General features: G+C 50.0%; 21 protein-coding genes and 1 pseudogene. 13 read left to right on the top strand and 9 right to left on the bottom strand.

Features of this window, described 5'->3' with window-relative positions; genetic code table 11:
* Positions 1-295: 295 nt before the first annotated feature.
* Together C7I86_RS17425 and C7I86_RS18825 are read left to right on the top strand one after the other, a co-directional pair.
* Positions 296-1,045: an HNH endonuclease gene (locus C7I86_RS17425; RefSeq protein ID WP_011153811.1), complete on the top strand. Its 750-nt coding sequence runs from the start codon at positions 296-298 to the stop codon at positions 1,043-1,045.
* A 320-nt stretch (positions 1,046-1,365) separates the two neighbouring features.
* Positions 1,366-1,665: a hypothetical protein gene (locus C7I86_RS18825; protein ID WP_158299060.1), complete on the top strand. Its 300-nt coding sequence runs from the start codon at positions 1,366-1,368 to the stop codon at positions 1,663-1,665.
* Between the two features lie 267 nt (positions 1,666-1,932).
* On the opposite strand, the gene C7I86_RS17415 is transcribed toward C7I86_RS18825, so the two are convergent.
* The 3 genes from C7I86_RS17415 to C7I86_RS19285 all read right to left on the bottom strand — a co-directional run bounded on the left by C7I86_RS17415 (position 1,933) and on the right by C7I86_RS19285 (position 7,390).
* A complete protein-coding gene (locus C7I86_RS17415) occupies positions 1,933-5,646 on the bottom strand; it encodes a WD40 repeat domain-containing protein (RefSeq protein ID WP_011153809.1) in 3,714 nt (1,237 codons plus the stop codon).
* A 99-nt stretch (positions 5,647-5,745) separates the two neighbouring features.
* Positions 5,746-6,996, bottom strand: a complete 1,251-nt coding sequence (locus tag C7I86_RS19555; RefSeq protein WP_011153808.1) for a GNAT family N-acetyltransferase — start codon at positions 6,994-6,996, stop codon at positions 5,746-5,748.
* On the bottom strand, positions 6,968-7,390 hold the full coding sequence (locus C7I86_RS19285) for a GNAT family N-acetyltransferase (protein ID WP_223211247.1): 423 nt from the start codon (positions 7,388-7,390) through the stop codon (positions 6,968-6,970). The genes C7I86_RS19555 and C7I86_RS19285 overlap by 29 nt, the downstream gene beginning before the upstream one ends.
* Before the next feature lie 366 nt (positions 7,391-7,756).
* Between C7I86_RS19285 and C7I86_RS17400 the strand changes: the two genes are divergently transcribed.
* The 5 genes from C7I86_RS17400 (at position 7,757) to nuoB (ending at position 10,991) form a co-directional block, all read left to right on the top strand.
* A complete protein-coding gene (locus C7I86_RS17400) occupies positions 7,757-8,260 on the top strand; it encodes a DUF6653 family protein (RefSeq protein ID WP_011153806.1) in 504 nt (167 codons plus the stop codon).
* A gap of 43 nt (positions 8,261-8,303) precedes the next feature.
* Positions 8,304-9,338: a nitronate monooxygenase family protein gene (locus tag C7I86_RS17395; protein ID WP_011153805.1), complete on the top strand. Its 1,035-nt coding sequence runs from the start codon at positions 8,304-8,306 to the stop codon at positions 9,336-9,338.
* 182 nt (positions 9,339-9,520) lie between these two features.
* Positions 9,521-9,823, top strand: coding sequence for a hypothetical protein (locus tag C7I86_RS17390; RefSeq protein WP_223211246.1), 303 nt, complete (start codon positions 9,521-9,523; stop codon positions 9,821-9,823).
* Between the two features lie 59 nt (positions 9,824-9,882).
* A complete protein-coding gene (locus C7I86_RS17385; protein ID WP_011153803.1) occupies positions 9,883-10,224 on the top strand; it encodes a YdhR family protein in 342 nt (113 codons plus the stop codon).
* Positions 10,225-10,331: 107 nt separating this feature from the next.
* On the top strand, positions 10,332-10,991 hold the full coding sequence (nuoB, locus tag C7I86_RS17380; protein ID WP_011153802.1) for an NADH-quinone oxidoreductase subunit NuoB: 660 nt from the start codon (positions 10,332-10,334) through the stop codon (positions 10,989-10,991).
* 7 nt (positions 10,992-10,998) lie between these two features.
* Here nuoB and C7I86_RS17375 read toward each other — a convergent pair whose 3' ends face one another.
* Both C7I86_RS17375 and C7I86_RS17370 read right to left on the bottom strand, forming a co-directional pair.
* Entirely contained in the window at positions 10,999-13,197 is a 2,199-nt protein-coding gene (locus tag C7I86_RS17375; RefSeq protein WP_011153801.1) for a PhoX family phosphatase, read from the bottom strand.
* A gap of 285 nt (positions 13,198-13,482) precedes the next feature.
* The gene (locus C7I86_RS17370) at positions 13,483-14,049 is read right to left on the bottom strand and encodes a recombinase family protein (RefSeq protein ID WP_011153800.1); all 567 of its coding nucleotides are present in this window, start codon (positions 14,047-14,049) and stop codon (positions 13,483-13,485) included.
* A 217-nt stretch (positions 14,050-14,266) separates the two neighbouring features.
* Between C7I86_RS17370 and C7I86_RS17365 the strand changes: the two genes are divergently transcribed.
* From C7I86_RS17365 to C7I86_RS19550, 3 genes and pseudogenes are all read left to right on the top strand, one after another.
* Entirely contained in the window at positions 14,267-14,488 is a 222-nt protein-coding gene (locus C7I86_RS17365) for an AbrB/MazE/SpoVT family DNA-binding domain-containing protein (RefSeq protein ID WP_011153799.1), read from the top strand.
* Positions 14,485-14,910: a putative toxin-antitoxin system toxin component, PIN family gene (locus tag C7I86_RS17360; protein ID WP_011153798.1), complete on the top strand. Its 426-nt coding sequence runs from the start codon at positions 14,485-14,487 to the stop codon at positions 14,908-14,910. Before C7I86_RS17365 ends, C7I86_RS17360 begins: the two co-directional genes overlap by 4 nt.
* Positions 14,911-15,153: 243 nt before the next feature.
* Positions 15,154-15,342: pseudogene (locus tag C7I86_RS19550) on the top strand (TetR/AcrR family transcriptional regulator); the annotation flags it as partial.
* A gap of 16 nt (positions 15,343-15,358) precedes the next feature.
* On the opposite strand, the gene C7I86_RS17350 reads toward C7I86_RS19550, so the two are convergent.
* On the bottom strand, positions 15,359-15,883 hold the full coding sequence (locus C7I86_RS17350) for a MarR family winged helix-turn-helix transcriptional regulator (protein ID WP_011153797.1): 525 nt from the start codon (positions 15,881-15,883) through the stop codon (positions 15,359-15,361).
* A 135-nt stretch (positions 15,884-16,018) separates the two neighbouring features.
* On the opposite strand from C7I86_RS17350, the gene C7I86_RS17345 reads away from it, so the two are divergent.
* Complete coding sequence (locus C7I86_RS17345; protein ID WP_011153796.1) at positions 16,019-16,534, top strand: hypothetical protein; 516 nt, start codon at positions 16,019-16,021, stop codon at positions 16,532-16,534.
* A gap of 531 nt (positions 16,535-17,065) precedes the next feature.
* Here C7I86_RS17345 and C7I86_RS17335 read toward each other — a convergent pair.
* The 3 genes from C7I86_RS17335 to C7I86_RS17325 all read right to left on the bottom strand — a co-directional run bounded on the left by C7I86_RS17335 (position 17,066) and on the right by C7I86_RS17325 (position 19,815).
* Positions 17,066-18,406: a carboxylesterase/lipase family protein gene (locus tag C7I86_RS17335; protein ID WP_011153794.1), complete on the bottom strand. Its 1,341-nt coding sequence runs from the start codon at positions 18,404-18,406 to the stop codon at positions 17,066-17,068.
* 246 nt (positions 18,407-18,652) lie between these two features.
* A complete protein-coding gene (locus C7I86_RS17330) occupies positions 18,653-18,988 on the bottom strand; it encodes a cupin domain-containing protein (RefSeq protein WP_011153793.1) in 336 nt (111 codons plus the stop codon).
* A gap of 44 nt (positions 18,989-19,032) precedes the next feature.
* The gene (locus tag C7I86_RS17325) at positions 19,033-19,815 is read right to left on the bottom strand and encodes a cyclopropane-fatty-acyl-phospholipid synthase family protein (RefSeq protein ID WP_011153792.1); all 783 of its coding nucleotides are present in this window, start codon (positions 19,813-19,815) and stop codon (positions 19,033-19,035) included.
* 119 nt (positions 19,816-19,934) lie between these two features.
* Between C7I86_RS17325 and C7I86_RS17320 the strand changes: the two genes are divergently transcribed.
* Both C7I86_RS17320 and C7I86_RS17315 read left to right on the top strand, forming a co-directional pair.
* Positions 19,935-20,657 carry a Crp/Fnr family transcriptional regulator gene (locus C7I86_RS17320; protein ID WP_011153791.1) on the top strand — a complete coding sequence of 241 codons (723 nt, stop codon included), beginning with the start codon at positions 19,935-19,937 and terminating at the stop codon, positions 20,655-20,657.
* 771 nt (positions 20,658-21,428) lie between these two features.
* Positions 21,429-22,754, top strand: a complete 1,326-nt coding sequence (locus C7I86_RS17315; RefSeq protein ID WP_223211250.1) for a hypothetical protein — start codon at positions 21,429-21,431, stop codon at positions 22,752-22,754.
* Positions 22,755-22,961 lie beyond the last annotated feature (207 nt).

The following is a 22,961-nucleotide window of genomic DNA, read 5'->3' as shown; positions in this document are numbered from 1 at the left end:
CTTAAGCTTGAGTCTCGACTAGACTAAAAATAAATTTTTCCGGTTAAGCGTGTTTTTTTTGAGAGCGTAACTATACTTGCTTTGGATGAGATTTTCCAATGTTTGCCATGGTTAGTTTTGCCCTGATAGCCAGATATAAATTGCAGGTATGCAAAGGCTCATCAATCATACTGACAATGCAAGCTAAATACTACAGATTCTACTTAAAGAGTTACCCCCCCCTACCCTTTTGTTCAACTTTATGGGGAGCTTCTTTAACTCTTTACTGCTGCCTTCTAACTCTATAAACATTGCCATGGAAATACTTACACGGTACAACTCCACTCCCCACACCGAACCACAACATATCAATAGTGACGAAACAAAGAATAAACGAAGTCTTCCTCCAGTGTTCAAAGCACAGAAATCAAAGAAGAAACAACTTCGTCATTGCAAACATGGCTCCATCAGTGCTTTGTCAAAAGTTATTAATCACGCAACGGTGTTTACCAAGATTAACTTTTTCACATGGAAGCAGACCAAGGACGGCTACTTATACTTAGAGCGTGACGATGCTCGAAGTCTATTCAATCTTCTAGATGAGACTGGAATATTCGACTTTCATGTGACCAATATTCAAAAAAAGATTATCTATCAACATCAAGTTAGTAAATTTTTGTCCAACGGGTGGAGGCTATATGCTAACGGTTACTTTGCTCGTAAAGGAGAAGTAGAGATTCATCATCTTGATGCAAATAAGCAAAATAATGATCCTCGTAACTTAAGGTATGTAAGTCCGGGCTTAAATTATCTTTGTGCTAGGGCGATCAAGCATGAATATACGGGAGAGGATATACCGGATAGCGTGATAGAAAGCTATGAAGAAGCGGAGTATCTGGTAAAACTGACTTTCAAACGCTACCTAAAACGCCTGGGTTATTCTATGAGTAAGTCAGAAAGAGATTTTCTACTGAGCTTGAAGTGGAATATAGCAAGGGAAATTTTGCAAAGTTGGCAACCACCAGCTCAAGTTACTGAACTAATTGAAAAGTTGGTCCAGAAGTGAGGCTACGGCGGACTTGCTGGGTAACCCAAAGCGGATAACTTTGGTCTTCATTAGTATCTGATGAACATAGTAGAGCTTCTTCAAAGCTACATTAGGTGGATTATTTACAAATGTTGCGGCATTCAACCATCTTTGCTGCTTCTACTTTGAAGACCCTATGGAAGGTTTACAAGAAGAATCTATGAGTTTCCCGTTGGTAACTGTAGGTAGCAGTGGGTACGAGTCCAGTTTAAGTAGCTTGATTAATGGTACCGCTGCAGCCCAACAGCCTCGACTAATTAATTGTCCAGCACTGTTAGAAGTCCAAGAAGCCATTAGATATGCCTCAGAGTGCATCCTGCTCTTTTATCCTCGGCTATACCCCCGATACCCAAAAGCCCGTTGTGATGGTCTATGCAGTAGTGCCGGTGGAAGAAACTTCGGCGATCGCCAGTCTTAGTCAGCTACCTAGTAGTTGGAGAGCTGAGGTAGAAGGGTTGGAAGCGTTACCTCCCTTTGCACTACCTTTCCGAGATGGTAGCCATCCGATAGCACCGGTTACGTTAGCTCCCCGACAACATCGTCTCCGAACCTGGGTCTACTCGCTTTCACTACCTTCTGGTTTCTGGTCATGGTCATAGCTTAGTCGAGATACTAGGGGTCACGCCACTGGCATAGTGAGCAACCACCCCTTCAAGGGTGGCAATCCTGCCATCGTGCATGTACCCCTTTCTGTTGTCACCCCTTTTAAAGCTCCAAAAGCGGATTTTTCAAGCATCCAGATGTTCCTATGATAAGGGTCAAATTATTGAGGAGCCGGATGAAGCTAACGTTTCATGTCTGGTTTTGAAGACAAGCGGCTCCTGTGAAGGCGTCGCTTAGTCTAACTTTTCTGTTGTGACCACAGGTTAGAGCTTTCTCCCCTGTTCAGTTTTTCGGAGCCACCTCACAAGGTCACCTGGAGGTTGACTCCCTTCCGTAGCTCCCAGTGCTCTCAATGCTGCTTTCCGAACTTCGGTCAACCCTCGGACTTCGGAAATATTCATTCCTTCATAGGGGCGATCAAGGCGATCGCTGGCGAGGCAGGTACCCGTTTGCCAGTCCCAGGTTTTCCAGGTTTCGTCTTGACTGCTGCTGTAGAGTCGCTTGCCATCGGGGGAAAATTTAAGGGTCAGAATTTCTCCTTGATGACCGCTGATGCGAGTGACACACTGCCCGGTTTGCCAGTGCCAAAGTCGAATATTGCCGTCGTGGCAGGAGGTGGCCAGCAACTCACCATCGGGATGCCAGGCGATCGCACTCAGGATAGTGGGATGCTCCAGGGTGCGAAGGCTAGTAACCTCCTTCTCGACCTTCCAGATAAAGACAGTGTTGTCATAGCCTCCGCTGGCGAGGTATTGCCCATTGGGGCTCCAGGCAAGACACCAGATCCAGTGGGTGTGGCCTGTCAGCAGATGGGTACATTCCCAGGTTTTGGAATTCCATAGCCCGATGGTGAAGTCGCCAGCGGCACTGGCAAGCCAGCGTCCAGTAGGGTGCCAGCGCACCGACAGAATCCAGCTAGTTTGGGCCATCAGGGTTTTTACAGGGGTGGACTGGGTCGGATACCAGAGACGAATGGTGCTATCAACACTGCCGCTGGCTAGGAGATCCTGAGTGGGATGCCAATCCACGGACCATACCCAGTTGGTATGCCCTTTGAGAACCTGGGTACAGCGCAGGGGTGATCGTTGCCAGACCCGAAGGTTGCAATCATGGGAGGCACTGGCCAGGTTCTCGCCGGTGGGGTTCCAGCACAGATCACTGATCAGATGGCTGTGTCCAAAGGCATGGATAAAACTTGGCGGTGAGTCAGCTCCACAGAGCCGTACAATTGTGTCGTCGCAGCCGAGGGCCAGGGTTTGACCATCGGGGGCGGGGGCAATGGCGCGAATGTTGGCCATGTGCCCGGTAAGGCTTTTTAGGCACTGGCCGGTGCCGGTGTCCCACAGTTTGAGAGTACCATCGTGGCCACCACTGATGATCCGTGGTTGGTGTGGGTGCCAGCGAGCATACCAGACCCAGTTCTGGTGACTGCGTAGAATTCGCCGACAGCGTCCCGTCACCACATCCCACAATCGCACCGTGGCATCATGGGAACTGCTAGCCAGCCAGGCACCATCGGGGTTCCAGTCTAAACTCCAAACAGTTTCCGGATGACCGTTGAGGTAACGCGGGGCTTGATCGCTGTGGGGATTCCAGAGGACAATGCCGCCATCTTCTCGGCTGATGGCCAGAGTATGCCCGTCAGGACTCCAGGTAGCCCACCGAACGGGCACCGCCTCGCGCCAGATTCGATGACAGATGCCCGTCTCTACATCCCAGAGTTTGACGGTGCTGTCGCTACTGGAGCTAGCCAGGAGGTTCGAGTTGGCATCCCAACTGAGGCTATTGACAATATCGGTGTGGGCCGTTACGAGGACTGGTGCCTGCTCGGTGAAGGGATACCACAACCGAATGTGGCCATCAATGCCGCCGATCGCCAGGCAGTCTGGCCCTATCCAGACAATGGCGCGGGCAATAGTGGGAGCCACTACTAGGGTAGCCTGAAGTTGTCCCGTTGCTAGGTTCGTAATTTTGACGGTTTGATCTTCGCTACAGGTCGCTAGCCAGCGGCCATCGGCGCTAGGGCGCAAGTCCCACACGTAGCTACGATGCAGGGGATAGCTCTGCATCGGTTGCATTTCAGCACTTTTCCACAGGCGCACGACCCCAACATCGTCGCCCGTGATCAAGTAATCCCCCGCCGGACTGTAGCTGAGGGAGAAAATACTACCGAAGGTTTGCTTAAAGGCCGAGTCCCGAAAATTGGCCTGGGCAAAGTTTAGGTGTTGAAACAATCGATGGCGCAGATCCGCCTGCCGAATGGTTAACTGTGAGAAGTCAAAGCCCGCCAGATCGAGGTCTAGGGCGTTGCTCAAGTTGATCAGGTTACCTACCCCGTAACCCGCGATCACCGATTCCCGAATTGCCGTCAAAACTGTTTGCAACTGCTGCCGCTGGAGCTCCGGGGAGGGGAAGCAATCACCAAATTGGGCTGCAGTGGAGTGCACAATCAGCCGCCGCTGGGTTTCGGTAATGTGGTCTCGCACTGTGAGTTTGAGCAGTGCAAACTGCTGCCAGTACTGAGGCTGCCCCATCTCCAGTTCCTGGTTGATTTGCTCAATAAACCGTTCGGTGACATATTCCATGACCACGGGCTGGAGGGTGTAGCGCTTGTCCTGGGTTTCGATCAGTCCTCGCCAGCGCAGCGACTCCAAGGCTTCCAGCAATTTCACCTTGGGCACGGGGGGTACCAGATCAGCGGCTAATTCCGCGATCGCCGTCCAGTCGCGGTTGATGGCCAGCCAGATTATGATGGCTTGCTCCAGCTCCGTCAGGCGCTGAAACTGCGCGTCGAGCAGGCGGCGAATGCTGTTGAAGATGACCGCATCTTCGGTCAGAAATGCGCTAATGTCACCATCAAATAAATCTTGAATGGTGGTGGAGACGATTTTCAGCGCTAGGGGATTATAGCTATAGCGATCGCACAACACCTGTTGTTGCTCCTCTGTCCCCTGCAAGCCCTTTTGCTGAATGATAGCGATCGCTGTCGCCACGGAACCACTCAGTTGCAGCGTGCGGGTATTACCGTCCAGTCCTTCCAGGACAGCAATTTCGGCAGGCTTTTCTCGACTGGTGAGTAGCACGCAACTTTGATGAGGCGTCTCCCCCAATAGCTGGATCAGTTCGCCATAATCCCCATAACCATCGCGGTAGTAACCTGCGTGATCTCCCGCTTGCAGAATGGTTTCCAGGTTGTCCAGCACAATCAAGCACCGGGTTTTTCGCAGCCAGTGCAGCAGTCGGGCGCGATCACCCACTGTTTCTTGATGCTCCGAGAGCAGATCGATCAGTTCCGCCAGCAGCGCTTCCAAAGGTGGGGCATTGCGGAGCGATCGCCAGATGATGTGGGTGAAGGGTGTGGCTGGGGAGCTGGGTAGATGTTGAATTTTAAATTTTGTAGGGCTTTGCCCTTCCTGCAGGGGATTTTGAATTTTTTTAATGTTAATGTTGTCGCCCTCCCACTCTTCTACCCCGTCACCCTGAACGAAGCCTTGCACCACCTTTGTTGTCAAGGTACTCTTGTCAATGCCGCCCATGCCCAGTACGGCAATCAGCCGACAGCGTTCGGCCTCAATCCAGCGTTGTAGTAGAGCTTGTTCCTCTTCCCGTCCGTAAAACTGGCTGACATCCGGTGCTTCGCCCCAGGAGAGGATAGATGGGTAGCTGGGTAACTGGGTCTGAAAACCCTCACTCTCCCACTCGCCCCCCGATTGGACTACACAATACCTTCGAATTGCGGCCTTGAAGTTTTTCTTGTTGACAGGTTCTCCCAAAGCTTGGCTGAGGACTTTCCAGAATTTGGGGCCGACGTCGGTGGTCAGGTAGTTGATGGAGTAGCCGGCCCCATCGGCGATTTGAGGATAGGTTTTGCTCTGCCAGGAACCTTCAAAAATGAGAGTTTCGATGTCGCTGAGTTGCCGCCCCAGTAATGTCTGCATGGCGGCATTAACGATCGCAAGGGCATCTTCAAACGGCATGGTTAGTACTACCCAAAAACAGCCTGAACTATATGACTTTAACGGAAGGTGTCGATTATTTCGGTAGCTTACAGAGTCATATTTGATGTGAAGCCTAGGCTAGTAACAATACAAACCGATGGTTGTTGCGGTATTCGGGGTCATATCCGGCAGGTGGTGCAGCAGGGCATCCCAAGTAGCGTGAGTTTGCAATGCTGTCACCACGATCGCCAACGGTTCTGCCAAAATCGCGGAAAAGTCCGCTTCTTCATCAAGCTTAGGCTGATAGGCCAAGTGCTCGATAGGGGGGCTAAATTTGGTATCAATACCAGGTTTATTGCCCCGTGGGTCAACCCGATGCCAACCTGTTATGGGTAAATAGACGGCATTGAAGCCATGCAGGCTGTAGGGTGTGCCCCGATCATCAATGCTCAGCCGCTGGTAACAAAACCCTGCTGGAATCTGATTAGCCCGCAGCAAGGCCGCCAGCAGGTGACTTTTTGCAAAGCAGTAGCCGGTTTTATGCTGAAGGACGTCAGAGGCTCGCCAGGTAACTGGATTCATCTGGTAGTCAACGCTGTGGCGAATCGCGTCGCGCACCCATTCAAAGCAGGCTTGAGCGATCACAACTGGTGTTTCATGGCCAGCGGCAAGTTGCTGGGCTAATGCTTGAATGTCTGGATGCTGCCAATTAATTACCTCCGTCTTGCATAGGTAGGCATTCAGCGAGTTTAAGGGATCATAGGATTCAAATTCAGCCCGTCGTGTCAATAGAATCAGACAACGGCGATAAACGTGGGCAATGTGATGCCGTTGCCCAAAGGAACGCGAGGGCGTTTGGCGAATTTCCTCAAAGCCCATACGCTGCCAGAAGGCACGACCAGAAGTGTTAGAGGCGATCGCGCATAGCTCAATCCCTGTTACTCCCTGCGCCGCCAACCATCGCTCAAACGCTTGATAAAAGGCTGATCCGACTCCCTGGCTGCGATATACCGGATCGATTAGCATCGTGCCTATCCACCAAGTCGCAGCTTCCGGATAATCTTGCACGGCAATGATCGTACCGATGAGTCCTTTCTGGGGATGGTGGAGCCCAAAAACGTGGAGATCCTCAGGAGTTTTACCTGCTGGAACATCAACAAATTCGGCTTCAGCAGCGGTGGATGCAGGCGGTTGCCCTGTGGTTAAGTTGAAAAAATCGGTGCAGCGTTCAAACAAGGCTTGCAGGCAATTACTGTCCTGCTTTGTCAGTTGAACAACAGTGTAATCAAGATGTTGCCAAGGGAATGGCGCAAAGTTAGAGGTCAATAGGTGCATGACAGGGACGGGTAGATAAACATCCTCAATCGCAGCGATAAACCATCGAAACACGCAAATCAGTCCGCAGCCCCAGCCGTTGCTCGGCTTTTTCTAGCTCCCCATGCTGCGGTGACAACTGGGCTGAGTCCACAATGCGAAAGCCGCAACGCTGATAGAAAGGCGCGTTCCAGGGCACTTCACGAAAGGTTCTCAAGGTAACGCCAGGATGGCCTGCCCCTTGCGCCCAATCGTATACTGCCGCCACTAAAGCGCGGCCGATGCCTCGCTTGCCGTGATCGGGCAACACATCCAGTTCTTCCAGATGGGCATAGCCGTCAAGCATCCGCACAAACGCAAAGCCCACCAGTTGCCTGGTCGGACTCACCGCGACCCATAAATGTTCGCTCCGACAGGCCTGCTCAAAATCGGCGATCGCCTTTGTCTGCTCTAAGATCGCGGCAGTCAAGCCGGTCTGGTCTAAACAAGTGAGAAACCGTTGAGCGGCCTGCCGCTCAATGGGAAGTAACCAGGGCAGATCAGCGGCAGTCGCGAGTCGAATTGTATCCCCCGTTGGCAGTATGGGCATTATCCTGACATGGTCTGACCAGCGGTGAAAAGCCAGCTTAAACGGCGACCTGATCACCACAATGTTAGGGCATAACACTTGTATTGAGAATGGTGCGGGCAAATGCCATAGCTTCCCATAGACGGATATTCCATAGATTTGCCCTAGAGACAGCACCCTAGAAAACCCCTACCGTTGAAGTCGAGCACCCAAGAAAGCAATCAGGTTTTCCTTACCCGCAATGGTTCTGTTTTAGAGGTATTTCTGATGTTTGCCAACGTGATCGCCACCCTATTTCGCATGGATGATCAGACTTGGCGGGGCCACGCTAATCCCTGGTGTGTCTGGACTCGTTTAACTGTTGCTCCCTTACTACTTCTATCAGTCTGGAGCAGAGTCTGGTTGGGCTGGTGGTCACTGATTCCCATTGCAATAGCCCTACTCTGGAACTGGTACAACGCCCGTCTATTTTCGCCTCCCCAATCTACCGACAACTGGGCATCTAAAGGCGTCCTGGGTGAGCGGGTATGGATCAACCGCCATCAAGTTTCTATTCCAACCCATCACTATACCTTTCCCCATTTCCTGGCAGGACTTGCCGCCGTCGGCTCCGTCATAGCCATTTGCGGACTTTGGGCATTGAACCTGCCTTTGACGCTACTGGGGCTGTTGCTACTCTACATGGGCAAACTTTGGTTTTTTGATCGCATGGTATGGCTTTACGAAGACATGAAAACTGCCACTCCTGAATACACAAGCTGGCTCTACTAAACCCTATTTGCTCTTTTACCCCGTCTATTCATCCTTTCCTGTCATGCTAACCACCCAAATCACCCAAACCTACCATCTCACAACGCCGATCATCTCTGCTGGTATGGCCTTTGTCGCTACTCCTAAACTCGCCGCTGCTGTCAGCAATGCCGGTGGCATGGGCACCTTTAGTGCCTTTATGTCTCCCCCGGAGGAACTGCGCGCATTGATTCGGCAAACGCGGAGCCTCAGCGATCGCCCCTTTGGCATCGACTTCATTACCGCAGCCGCCAACGACGACCACATCGCCATCTGCATGGCCGAACGGGTGCCGGTGGTTATCTTCTTCTGGTCATTTCCGCCACTGGACTGGGTGACCCAGCTCCAGAATGCTGGTGTCAAGGTCTGGATGCAGGTGGGGTCTCTGGCAGAAGCGACCCAGGCCAAAGCCCAGGGCTTTGATGCGATCATCGCCCAAGGGCAGGAAGGGGGCGGCCACAACCGCTCGGAAGCCAGCATCTTTAGCCTGCTGCCCGCCATCTGTCGCGAAGTAGCCCCAATTCCCGTAATTGCCGCCGGGGGCATTATCGACGGCCGGGGGCTGGTGGCGGCCCTAGCCCTGGGAGCTGAGGCGGTGTGGTGCGGCACCCGATTTCTCGCCAGTGAAGAAGCTTACGCCCACCCGGAGTACAAGGCGCGGGTGGTGACGGCAACCGTCGGCGATACCACTCGAACCACCCTGTTTGGTCCGGAAATGCCGGGGCAGTTAATGCGGGTACTACGCAACCTTGCCGTCAACCAGTGGGGCGATCGCGTGGCAGACGCAACTAAGCATGGCCCCACTCAACCGGCGATCGGCTCCACCATCCTGGGCGGTCAGGCCCTGCCCATGCCTAAGTTCTCAGCCATTCTGCCCACCCCCGACACCTCCGGTGATTTTGAGGAAATGTGCCTGACGGCAGGGGAAAGCAGCGGCAATATCACCGCTATCAAATCCGCCAGAGACATCCTGTGGGAAATGGAGAATGAAGCGCTCGATTTACTCACCTACCGCTTGCAGGCGATCACGAAGGAACAAAATCTCATGGCTGCTGGCTAAATTCTCACTTCTGGATCTGTTCCTGATGGCGCTGTAGGTTGCCCTTTGCCAGCGCTGAGTCTGATAGCAATGACGTCAATACATGCATGCGAGCCTTACCTTCTTTCCCCACCACGACCTCGATAGCGTTGGCGATAAGACCGCTTCAACCACCCCGACTTTTGAATTTTCAGGAGAATTCTATGAACAACTTTACCCACAATGCCCAAACCCTGCTGGAACAACAGCGTCCGAACCTAGAAATAACACTACAAGAAAATACCCGTCCAACTGTTGATCAGCCTGCGCGACTGCGTCATTTCTTTGGGCGGCTCGGTAATACCTTGGTGCAATGGCTCACCCAGAAAAGTACGCTCCGTATCCATCGATCTACCCAGGGTGAGACCGAAGTTTGGGAAGTATATGACCCCAGAGACCACCGCACCCACTTTTTTACCCACGAAAATGAAGTGCGCATTTGGTTAGAGGAGTGCTATTACCGATAGCTCACAAAGGAACTGATCTCAGCTATCTCCCAAAATAGTTCATCACTGACGAGAAAATTATGAGTAACCTTATTCTGCAAATCAATGTGACCTATGATTGCTCCCAAGCGGAGCTAGAAAACGTATTTTCTCACGCAGTAGGGGCGATCGCAGCCTTCCCCGGCCTCACCTGGAAAATCTGGATTATTAATGATGGGACAAAAGAAGCCGGCGGCCTTTACTGTTTTGACAGTGAAACAGCGCTGACAGCTTACGTCAACAGTCCTATCATTACCGCTCTGAAAGCGAATCCCCTGTTGCCGACGGTGCAGATCAAGGCATTTGAAGCGATCACCGCCCTCACCACCCAAACTCGTGGGCCGGTTCCTGCCCTTGCCCTGCAGTCTTCTGTAGGAGCTTGAGCCATGGTCATACCCGTGATCGCTACGGCATTCCTGCTTTAACAGGGCCGTCAATCGCGACGGTCTAACTTACTCATAGACCATAGACCGCTTTAAGAGGTTTAACCATGTCCACCAGCACCCATGCCCTCACCCTTCAAAATCCCATCCAGGCACCCCAGGTGACAAAAGAATTGTCTGAGAACGTTATTCTCACCTGCCTCGACGACATCTACAATTGGGCCCGGCTCTCGACCCTGTACCCAATGATGTTTGGCACCGCCTGCTGCTTTATGGAGTTCATGGCGGCTTTTGGTCCCCGCTTTGACCTAGAGCGGTTTGGTTCCATCCCCAGGGCAACCCCCCGCCAGGCCGATCTGATGATTACCGCTGGCACCATCACCATGAAATACGCTCCGGCTTTGGTGCAACTCTACGAACAAATTCCGGAGCCGAAATATGTCATCGCTATGGGGGCTTGTACGATTACAGCTGGTATGTTTAGTGCCGATTCCCCCACCGCAGTTCGGGGGGTCGATAAGCTGATTCCGGTAGATGTCTACATTCCGGGCTGCCCGCCGCGACCGGAAGCAGTCATCGACGGCATCATCAAACTCCGCAAGAAAGTTGCAGGCGAAAGCCGGCAAGACTACACCGAAGATCTGCAAACTCACAGATTCCATGCCGTGCGGCACCGGATGAAGCCGGTATCCCCGATTTTGACGGGCCAATATCTTCGGCATCATGAAGATCTCACTCCGCACCATGACCCTTTACTCATCAAATAATCATGATCTAAGACGAATGAAACGGCTGACGAGTCCGCCGCTGAATGGTTACTACTGCTGGACGGGATAGCATATCTCCACTATTCGGCCAATGGGACTGTAACGGGACAGTACGAGTTTGCAGAAACGGTTCGCCATTCGTGGTGGTTAAAGGCATAGTGACTATCTCTGTTTGCCGCAGACCATTGAGTTCCCCTGGATGTTGAACCGCCAAAAAGAGGGTTTTTTGATCCTGACTGAAGACCGGCCCTGTCAACTCGCTATCCATCGGGCCAATGGCAAAGGGAAATATCTGGCCGGCATTAGGACCGTGTAAAGGCAAATACCAGAGGGAATTATTACCAAACACTCCCACGGAATCTAAGCTCGTTGTATCGGCTTCCCGCTCAAACTTACGATTGTGTTTACTGGTGGACATATCGGTAACCATCCAAAGATTGCCCCGACCATCGATCGCCAAATTATCGGGATTGGCAAAGCCTAAACCACCCTGACTGGGCTCACCGCCGGCGGCAATCATTGCCCAACCAAAAGTTAGTGCATCACATCGATCGCCGGTTTCTTGTAGGCGCATTATCCAACCAGAGTTGCAGGGAACTTCCCCCTGTGGCCCCTGAAAAATATGGCGATCGCAACCGCCATCCCCCTGACTGGGCCAACCGGAAGTAAATGCGATTAATACAGACCCATCGGGCAAAATTTCCGTATCTTCCGGGCGAGCAGTGGGGGTAACGCCGGCAGCATTGGCGGCTAAATGAGCATCCACCAAAATTGCCCCTTGTTGGCGGTCTGACTCAATGGGATAAAGATCCGCTAAGGTGGCGAATTGAGTCTGATACTCGGCAACGGCATGATCCGTATCTATGGCGATCGCCCCGGCCTGGTTCCGGTCTGGATGGGGCAAATAGACAATTCCGGTAGTAGAACTATCAACAGCAATATCGCTAGGACGAACAGGATTTACTACGGTATCAGGGGTTAAGGCAATCCATTCCCCGGTACCATCGGCGTTAAATTTCGCCCCATAGAGCGTTCCGGCAGTAAATAAACGGGAATTGCCTTTATCGGTGGGGGATTTGACAGTATCTGCTGACACAAATTTGTAGAGATGCCCACTAGTGCGATCACAGCCCGAATACACCGCCAAGGGTTGATTCGCTGTTGCCCGCACCGCCACAGCTTCATGGCGAAAGCGTCCAAGGGCCGTATGTTTGACGCCGTAATCGTTGGCATTGGCCGGGTCAATTTCTACCATCCAGCCATATTTATTGCCCGCCAAGCCAAACACATTGCCTTGGCCACTCAACCCGTTGGTACTTATTTTAAGCGGACATTGGGCCGGATCTACGGCGGAGCCATCGGCATAGACTGCTTCTGGAACCTGGCTTTGGAAATTTTCCTCTGCGCTTAACACTGTCCCCCAGGGGGTTGTTCCCCCAGCACAGTTGCCAAACGTGCCAATGATTTTTTCGCCCAGTCCGTCGTCATAGCCTTGTTTGGTCGGGTTGGTAAATATGGCGATCGCCGGCCCGGTTGCTGTTAAATAATGGGAATCAGTTAACCCAGAAAGTCCGGTAATGCGCCGATCCGTCGCATTTGGCGATCGTTGCCAGTCCCCTTGACCGTTGCGTTCTAAGCGAATTACTCCCATACCTTGATCTACCAAAGCCGCTTCACAGAGAGCTTCTATGTCAATTTTCACCGGATTATCTGCCGCCAGGGCAAACGCATTGATTTTTCCTCCTTGCGCCTCCGCAGCGGTTAGCACCGTTTCTATCGGTAGAGATTTGCCAATTGCCATTTCATAGCCCTGTCGCCAGGGGATAAAGCTAATATATTCAAAATTGATTAACAAATAAGCCGTATTTTCGTCGGTTTCCACCAGCCCTAAATAATCATTATTAAACCCAAACCAGTGATCTCCCACCGGATCTCCCCATTGCCCCAGGACGGTGTAAAAAAAGTCCGACGGTAAAACCAACTCATCTTGAACCGCAAAGGTGGCAAAGGCGGTTTTTTGTTGAGCAGGGGTTAATCCATCCGTTGCCAGAGGAATAGGATAGTCAATCGGTTGAAAACTCAAATCCCCGTGGCGATCGCCGATTTTGGGAATAGCGGCTGTTAAAGGATACTGCCGGGGGTTGAACAGGGCCGCTCCCGCTCCTAAGCCCATCACTGCAAGAAAATTTCGACGTGACCAGACCATAATGCAGGTAGGGTGAATTAGGTTAACATTCTTTTTTTAGAGTGAAGTAGATCCCAAAAGCTGGGCCAGGAAGGCAGTCTAAAATCTTGGACTCTCACAACCTTTTTTACCAGATTTTTAGCTAAAGAGGGGATCAGGACAAAGAAGTTAAACTAGACAATCCCATCACAGAAGCGACTCGTCTTCAGACTCGGACAAGAAACTTTAGCCTCATCCGTCTCTTCGATAACTTGACCATAGTACAGAAAGCATTTTCGGTTAGATAATATTTTTGAAAGCGACATTTTAATGTGCTAATTCTACGACTTTTGTACCATTCAGATAACGATATATGCTAGCTTTCGACAGCTTGTAATCCTTCATAAGGATTTTGATCAAAGTCCCCTGCTCTCGTCTCTGCCGTAATTCCAAGACCTGTTGCTCGGTTAACTGTTTTTCTCGACCTAAGCGAACCCCACGGGCTTTAGCGTTTTGAATACCATCCATTTGGCGCTCGGCACGGATTTCCGTTTCAAACTGGGCGATCGCCCCCAGCATATTGAACAAGAGCCGCCCCGTGGCATCACCAGTGTGAATATTTTGGTCAAGCACCTGGAGGACAACCTGTTTTCCCTCTAACTCCGCCGCAATCTGACAGAGATGAAGAGTAGAACGTGCCAACCGATCCAACCGTGTCACCACCAGAGTATCCCCTTCCCGGAGGTAGCGAAGGCACTCCTGTAGGACAGGACGTTGATGAGAAGAACCACTTTGCTTCTCCTTGAAAACCTTGTCGCAATGACTTAACTTCTCAAGTTGCACATCAAGATTTTGACCCACGGAACTGACCCGTGCATAACCGACGATCGCCATGATTGCTGCCCATAAAGTCTCATTATATCTAAGACTTTGTGAGAATAAGCTTCTGAGACATAAAAAGAGACATATTTTTGGGTTGTCTCGGAAAGTGTACTTTTTGAGGCTATGTAGCCTCGTGTTCTTACCTAAAGTGGCAACTTCTGGTGATGGGGGTAGTTATACTAAGTAAGGAATCCTTGTTTTCTTTTTTTCGTCTTGGAGTTGCAATGTCATGCTGGCTAAGTTGACATCTAAGAATCAGCTCACTTTGCCTAAGTCCGTTACCCAACAGATTGGCTCGGCAGAGTACTTTGAAGTCACGGTGCAGGGTGGACAAATTATTCTTACCCCTGTCCGAATCCAACGAGCTGATGCTGTCAGAGCTAAGTTAGCGGCTCTGAACATAACAGAAGAAGATATTACCAATGCCGTGGACTGGGCACGTCAGTCATGAAGGCTTCTCCACGGGTTGTTATCGACACTAATCTGTTGGTGTCAGCCTTAATCTTTGGTGGTGTGACGGGTAAGCTACGTGGAATATGGCAGTCTGGGGGCTGTATCCCTTTGGTGTCGAAGGTAACAGTTACAGAGTTAATGCGGGTGCTTGCTTACCCCAAATTTAGGCTAAGTCCAACAGAAAGAGAGGACTTATTGGCTGATTACTTACCGTTTTGTGAAACAGTTAGGATACCTAATCCTCCGCCGGCAACTCCCCCATGCCGAGATCCCTTTGATGTACCTTTTTTGGTGCTGGCGCTGGTAGGACAGGCTGATTATCTAATCACAGGCGACAAAGACTTATTGGAGTTAGAAGTGGAAGATTCCTTCCCGTGTTCGATTGTTTTGTTAGAGCAGTTTTTGTTGGACGTAGCTTAGTATTAGCAACGGAAAAATTTTGGTCGTTAAGGCTGAAAGCTTTATCTACCAATGCTTCCAGGCATCAAATTTTATAACTTATCTGAATTCTCAATGTCCCATTTATGACTATAAATGAGACAATTTCACCGCCTAATTACCCGAAAACCTTGATTTCTCGTTAGGCAGACTCGTAAAGTCAAACATCGCAAATGGGACAGTTTAGATAAGCGAGCAAAATTTTTCCACTTCTAAAACCAAGCCCAGGAAGACTTGCGACGACTGGTGTTTATCGAAGCGCCCGCTATCCTAGCGGCAGACACCTTGGTGGAAATTGATCAGGGTGGGTTTGGCTTGCTGCACGAGTCGATTTAGATTGCGGTAGCGGCGGGAGAGCTCAAGGTGATTGACGCCCAAGGCTTTGCCCGTTTAGTGAATGGAGCGCTGAATCAACGAACTCTTGCTGTTCTTAACTTGTTAGGTTGTTGTGATCCCAACTTGGATCTGACAACGCTGGGATACCCGATCTCAACTTATCAAGTAATTTAATGAATGTCTTCTTTTCTGTAGACGTGAGGTTTGTCATTAATCCCTTAGTACGGCAAAAATGCTCGGGCAGAACTCTCTCAACCAACTTTTTTCCCTGCTCCGTGAGGGTGATAGTTAGCATTCGTCGGTCATTGGAGTGGGCTTTACGCTCAACCAACCCTTCTCGTTCCAATCTATCCAGCAAGCCTGTAATTGTGGCACGAGTTACATTGGCACGATTGGCAAACTCAGAGGGTGACAAGCCTCGCTTTGCAGTGTAGAGCTGCATCAAGATCGTAAACTTTCCCGCTGACAGCCCAAAACGCTCGAAGTGCTTATCAAAAGCAGCATAAACCTCACCTGTGGTATCCAGAAACGCAAGACAAGTTCCGACCGCTTCTAGGTCAAAGCTAGAAAAATCACACTCGAGCTCGTGGAATGCCTCTCGCCTTGGAAAAATTTGCATGGTGAGGTAATTTAGTTAGCCCGCTTATTGTAAGCCAACAAATGAATCTTGACAATCGTCTTGACAAAGTCCTGGGCTTAAAATTATAGTTAGCTCGCTAACTAACTATAAGGCTATCGCTTTTGATGAAGCTCCATGAGATTAAAGATTAGTAAGAGAAGCTGGCTGTTAAGTCTGCACATTGCTACGGGGGGGGTATGGTTTGGCACAGCTCTGTGCTCCGTTGCTCTAGCCTTGAGTATTCTTCTACTCAAACCTGGGGAAGCAATTCACGGCATCAACCTAGCGCGAAATGTCTTGGGACAGTACATTATCATTCCTGCTGCTGTGTTTTCGGTTATCACTGGTGTTTTACTTTGTGGTTTTACTAATTGGGGCTTCTTCAAACATTACTGGGTGATGGTAAAACAACTCGTCACCTTGGTTTTGATCATGCTTGGTTCTGTTTGGTTGGGTCCGATGACGAAGGAGATGACAGCTCTCTCTGAGGCAGGGCGATCCCAAGTCTTGCAGAATCCTGACTATCTCACGCTACAAACCACCGCTACTCTCGTTGGTGCATTACAAACTCTGGCACTTTTGACAGTCATTATCGTGTCTACCCTCAAACCCTGGGGCAAGCGAAGGGCAGTGCAATCCTCGACAAAATAGATGTTTCAGTAACCAGCTCAGAGCATTTCAAGAAGTTCAGTCTCCTATTGTGCAATATACTTGAATTACAGACAAAGATAACCGTACTTTTCATGGCGATCGCCAATCCCCTCTCCCGAAAAACGGCATGTTACTAATATATATTTTATATATTTCCAATACTCTTTTCTTGATAAGCTGATCACCTTAGCAACACTGGCACTGTGGGAACTTCTATCAGCCTCCTTAATTTAGTGACTGCTTCACCAATATCCTTATCTTGCCCCGTCCTCGCAAATCTTCAAAAAGTTGACGCAGGTGCAACATCATATTTGCTATTGTTCCTTTCCCGGCAGTTGGAACTCCAGTATCCTGACCAGAAGTGCTGCAACTCCGGAACCCACAGCTAATCCCCAGCAGAACCAAAGTCTTACAACACCCATCACTAGCTCAACCACCATGGGCGGTGCACACTGGGAGCAAGGTGGATCTTGGTCGTTTCAAATGTGATTGCAGATCTCAGAACTGAGCCAGTAAAAGCAGCAGAGATGCTCACCCTTCACCCAAATTGAGAATATTTTCGTCATCTTTGTTGTATCGAAGCCACGTCATTGCCCCGACTGGATCCGGACAAGCACTGCTCGCAAAAGTCGTCCAGTAACGTATCATCCGCTCCGATAAAGCAAAATCCTCCTCTTCATAGCCGAGACGGGCATCGAGATTTCCAAATACGTAGGGCACTTCGATCCCGTGATAAGCACCGAAGCGCGAAGCCAGCTCTGTATTAGGAACCCGTGAAAAACGATAGCAATAGCTCGGAGCCGTCATCAATGCAGCCATTCGACGGGTTGGCTCAACGGCGATACGTAAGGAAAGCTCTTCTGCCTCAGGACTGCCAGGGGCAGTGTGGGTAAAGCGGGTACCTTCATCCGCATTGAAACCTAGGATGGTCGGCACAGGCGTCGCCTTGGCTGTGGCAAAAATCAACTCAGGATCTTCCGGTAGAAACCAACCGTCCACCACAGGACAAAACAACATCCTGCGCTCCGTCGCAGCCAGAAGTTCCCCGTCTGTTCGCTTACGCAATTCCTCAATCACTTTCCCCTGTGTACTACAACGCAGTGAGGCGGCAAACTTGGAAGCATTGGCCGCGGCCTGCTCAGGGTCTGTACTTGCCTGAGGTAAACCATGGGGAATGGTAAACCAAGTCCCACTCTGCATAATCGCTCGGGAAAAAAGTCCCCGGGATAGCGGACTGGCAAGGTGGCAGGAGATACTTATGCCTCCGGCCGATTCGCCGAATAAGGTTACACACCCAGGGTCTCCCCCAAAGGCGGCAATATTTTCTGCGACCCATTGCAGCGCACAGAGCTGGTCGAGTAGACCATAGTTTCCCGAAGCTCCATGGGAGGATTCATCAGCCAGCTCCGGGTGGGAGAGAAAACCAAAAGGCCCCAGGCGATAATTCACTGTCACAACCACTACGCCATGCCGGGCCAAATTCGCACCATCAAACTCTGTGGCTGAACCACTTCCAATCACAAAAGCCCCCCCATGGAACCACACCATGACTGGTAGTTTCGCAGAATCCCCGGGTGCGGGGGTCCAAACATTGAGGTAAAGACAATCTTCGGATGGTGTGCGTTGCCGTTCTGTGATGACAGGGATTGTGTCTAGGTACTGGGTGCAGGGATTGCCAAAGGAAGTTGCAGATCGCGCACCATCCCAGCCGATATCAGCCACAGGAGGCTTCCATCGCAATGCTCCCACCGGCGGGGCAGCGTAGGGAATTCCTAAAAATGAGCCAAGTCCCTCAGAAACTGAGCCAATCAAGCGTCCTCCGGATACCTGAACTTCAAAGGAGTTTCTCTCAGTGCCAAAGCTTGCTTTCATTTTGAGAAGTAACCTACATGGATTTTTGACATGCTAGCTTTAATATCCCGACTATCCTGATTGGAAGAAAAAAGGGATTTGAATATCTAGCGTAACGTCTTGATCCCACCATAGAAGTCGGTCTGAGCGAGAGGGGTTACAACGGAAGAACTCGGAATCCAGGTCGCCGCCATAGCCGCTGGTCCCCAGCCCAAGCGGGATGTATTGAACCAGTAAAACAACTCCAAAAATCCTGGGACTGGATGCCTAATTAGGTTGTGACAAAGTAAGCAAAAAGGACAGATTAGAGATAGCTTTTAGGGCGTGGGGAGCATGGGCCGGCATAACAATAAACACCCCTGGGTCTAGGGAAATATCCTTACCTTCTAGGGTCAAAATGCCAGTGCCTTCTATTCCTTGCACCACGGCATTGCGGGTGGAAGTATGCTCTGAAATTTCGGTGTTCGCCGCCAAACAAAAGAGGGTGTATTGGCAGGTCTTGTCCTGCAATAAAGTTTTGCTCAACACTCCTGCTTGAGGGTATTCGATGTGCTCCTGTAGACGGGTAAAAGTTGCTTGAAACGAAAGGATTGGGGTTTTCATAGTGGCCTTCAAGTAAAGATGGAAAGTGATTAGGTAACTTAGAGCTAGCTAGGCTTCTGGGCACGGAGAATGATGTAGCCTAGATCGTCGCCGTACTTGGTAAATACCCGCCTCATGGCTAAAATCCGTTGCCGCATAGGCGGATGCACCAGTAAATTCCAACCCAAGCTCAGCAGGGTACCCAAGCCTTCTTCTTGGGCGATGGTCAGAGGGTTAAGTAAAGCCATGGGACCAGTGCGGTGCTGTTGCACAGTTAGGTTTGCCTGTTCATAGGTTCCTTGCCAGTCCAGTTCATTGAGCGGGGCTGTGTTGACCCGAATAGTGGTTGCCAGTTCTCGGTAAATATCTTCGATGTGGGCACCTTGGGCTAGCATTTCATGGCTGAGGTATTGCCCACCAGGTTTAAGACGAGCTCCTACCCCCTGTAGAATTTTGGCTTTAGCGGGGGCTGACTGCATGGATAAAATGGCTTCTCCCAGAACATAGTCAAATTGCCCTGGGATGCGCTCCAGGTGAAAAAAGTCGCCTTCACGGATATCCACCTGAGCACTCAGGCCAGCAGCTTCCACGTTGGCCCGGGCGCGGGCCACACTGTCAGGATTTTTTTCGATGCCCACCACCTTGACACCATAACGCTGGGCTAGGGCAATGGCACTGTAACCAAAACTGGCGGCTAGCTCTAGCACCGTCTCACCGGGTTGAAAATTGACCCAGGTAAAGAGGATTTCTGTGGCTTTCCGCCCGCCGGGACGCAGGATCTTTTTACCGGCCGCGGCTAGCACTTGATGTCCAGAAGCAGTCTTAAGATTGAGTGGAGTGACCGTCATGACATTTACCAGGGAAGTATACTTTTATTCTCACAGAGGGGCTTAGTCCTGTTTATGAGGTAGCTCATGGAGAGAACGCTGACCTGTTCCTGATGTCCCCTATGGTCTAATGGAGGTTCATGAGCCTCCCCGACAATGTCACCATGCAGATCGATGTCCAGCAGCTTCAGTACATCAGCCTGTTTAAAGAATTAGAGCCATTACTGCTAGGTCAACTTGCCGAGCACAGTAGTCTGAAGACCTACGAGAGCGATGAAGTTGTATTTTATGAAGGCGATGCCCTGCCCGCTTGCCTCTATCTGTTAGTGACGGGTTCCTTGCGGCTCACCAAAATCTCTGAATCAGGCAAGGAAACCATCTTGAGGTTGCTGAGGGCCGATGAAGTATTTGCTGCCCCAGCTTTGTTCGGCAATGGTGTAGCCCCTGCTACTGCCACAGCCCTAGAGCCGATTAAAGTATTGACCATTGAGAGGGAAGCTCTATTGAATGGGTTTCGGGAAGCTCCAGAAATGGCACTGCACATGCTGGGCATCTTTAACCAACGGCTCCAGCATTTGCACAGCCGTGTGCACTGTTTAGTCTCAGAGAGAGCAATCGTGCGGTTAATCCACTACCTAAAGTATTTTGCTGACAGTGGGGGTACAGAAACAGTACCAGAAGGACAAAGATTGCGAGCTCGTCTCACCTACTACCAAATTGCCCGTAGCATTGGCATCACCTACGAAGAGTGTGCCCGTGTGTTTAAGCAGCTTAAGGGGTCTGTAACTTACCAGCGGGGGGGCAAAATCACCATTCTTGACACCAACCAACTCACGGCGATCGTTCAACAGAATTCCAACTAGTGGATTAATCCCTACAGGGTAAAAAAGTTAAGCACAGCAACGGAATTTTTACTGTGGTCTGCCAGGGGTATTAAAACCGGAATATATGGGGTGTAGGGCAATGACCGGAGAAATATGGGGGTGTCGTTCAGGAAATAGGCTATGATACAGTGGCCAATTTTCTAAGCAATTAAGAGAGGTAATTAACCTAACTTAACAAGAACATCGAGTTCTTAACGTACACCCCAGAAAAAGTTAAAGCCACCTGGCAAAGCGTGTTTCTCAGGCACGCCACAGGTAGCTACACAGACTAAAATCTTATGTTGTTAGTGTAGCATGCCAATTTGCCGGATAGCTCCTCCTGGGAAAAATTAGGAGAGTATCTAAGCAGTGCTAACGACCAAGCATCTGCCCCAAAGCTATACAGGGCAAAGGTTTTGTAGATTTTTCAAGCATCGATTTAACTTTATAAAAAGTTCTTATAGCTCTACCCCAGAGTGGATAACTATAAGTGATTACCCGATAGAGCACCGCAATTTATGGAGTGTTTACCAAGATCCGGAAAGGTTGATAGGGCTATCATTCGGGACAACAACGCACTACGCAGTGCTAGACATTGACTGTAGTAGTCCCTACCATCCGGGGAATAGTGAGTCGCAATACCGAGAGCTGTTAGGAGCCTACGAAGAAGTGGGTATAAACAGTGTAGTGACACTCCAATCCTCCAACAGCGGTGGGTTGCACGTTTACTTCGTCTTTCCGAAAGCTCTGCCCACATTTAAGCTAGCCCATATGTTGCGGCTGACAGCAATAAAAGCAGGGTATGAAGTGAAGGATGGCAAGTTAGAAATCTTCCCCAACACCAAGACCTATAGTAAACACAGCAAAACAAGCTACAAAGCTGTGCGGCTGCCTCTGCAGAGGGGTTCTTGGTTGCTAGACAAGGACTTCGTCCCTTACAGCAACGATATAGAAGTTTTCTTAGAGCAAGGGGAAGGGGCAGCAGAAGAACAGGACATAGAGCTGATTGAAACAGCAATAGAGAGTGCCAGTCACATAAAACAATTCCGACGGGTCAAAGGAGAAGGTGATGCGTGTAGCTTTGCCCAAGACCTAAGGGAGCAGATAGGCGAAGGCTGGACAAGTTTCGGACAGACCAACGACCTGCTGCGGATAATCGGTACCTATGGGCGTGTCTTTAAGGGGCTAGAAGGGCAAGCCCTAGCAGACTACATAGTGAGAACAGCAGAGACGAGTCCTGGCTATCAACAATATTGTCAGCACAAGCATAATATCCAGCGTCGTAGTAAGGACTGGGGACGCTGTATCGAAAAATATTACTATCCTTACGGGAGTGAGCCGACACGCTCCGGCACCTTCAAGGATATGCAAAGAACAGGTAACCGTCAGGCAAGGCAAGTCAAAGAGAATGTAGTCAACAGAACTCGACAGGAAGAAGCTGTGGCTCGTATCAAGCAGGGGATGGACTATGTAAGGCAAACCATGGCAGTGTTGCCGGTTAAAGTTGGAGCCATGAAAGACCTATTGTTGGAAGCGATTTATCATCTCTTTGGCAAACGCACCTCAGACAGCACTCTATCTCGATATAGAGAATATTGGCATCCAGATTATGTGTCAGTAACTTCTCCTCCAGTAGGCGAGTCTTCCTCAACCATCATTGATAACGACGATAACGACTCTGCAAGCATTGACGCTATAGAGTCAGAAATTGATCTTGACGTTGAAAATATAGAGTCATCATCTAAAAACTCATGCCACACCCCCTATGAATCATTATCGTCGACACAGGATAAGAAAGATATCTCGAAACCTTTATCAGAAGAGACTTTTAGTCTTTCTGCCACACCCCCTTCCTATATGAAGGTTTATGTTCTTAATTCTTTTGCTTCGGGACTGGTCTCGAGGATGGTTTTTGGAAAGGAGTCATCTTCAAAGCTTTACTCTATTCAGCCTGCTTCCTTGGTTACCCTTTGTTCTGGCGCTATACATTCTCTTCATCCTTACTTAGTTTACGTTAAGCCCCTTGAAGGCGCTGAGGATTGGATTTCTGGGATTGCAGTTTTGTTTTCCTCTTTGACTTTAGTCAATGATTCCTAGCTCTGACTTTTTGTTATTTAACCTTCGCTTTTTTTTTTTCTCTCTCCTTATACTTGTTTGTAGTCCCTTTTCTTAAGGAGTGGATCGAGCAATGATAAGGTTTCCCATTGGAAGCCCGCAAGCTGCGAAAAGTTTGGCGACTAGAACAGCAAGCGGGCTCGAAGTTAAAAAAACTCTCCTGGAGGGAGGTCTTTCGTTATGCCATTT

It is taken from the genome of Synechocystis sp. IPPAS B-1465 (assembly GCF_003015225.1).
Classification (GTDB): Bacteria; Cyanobacteriota; Cyanobacteriia; order Cyanobacteriales; family Microcystaceae; genus Synechocystis.
This window is presented reverse-complemented; position numbering and strand designations above follow the sequence as displayed.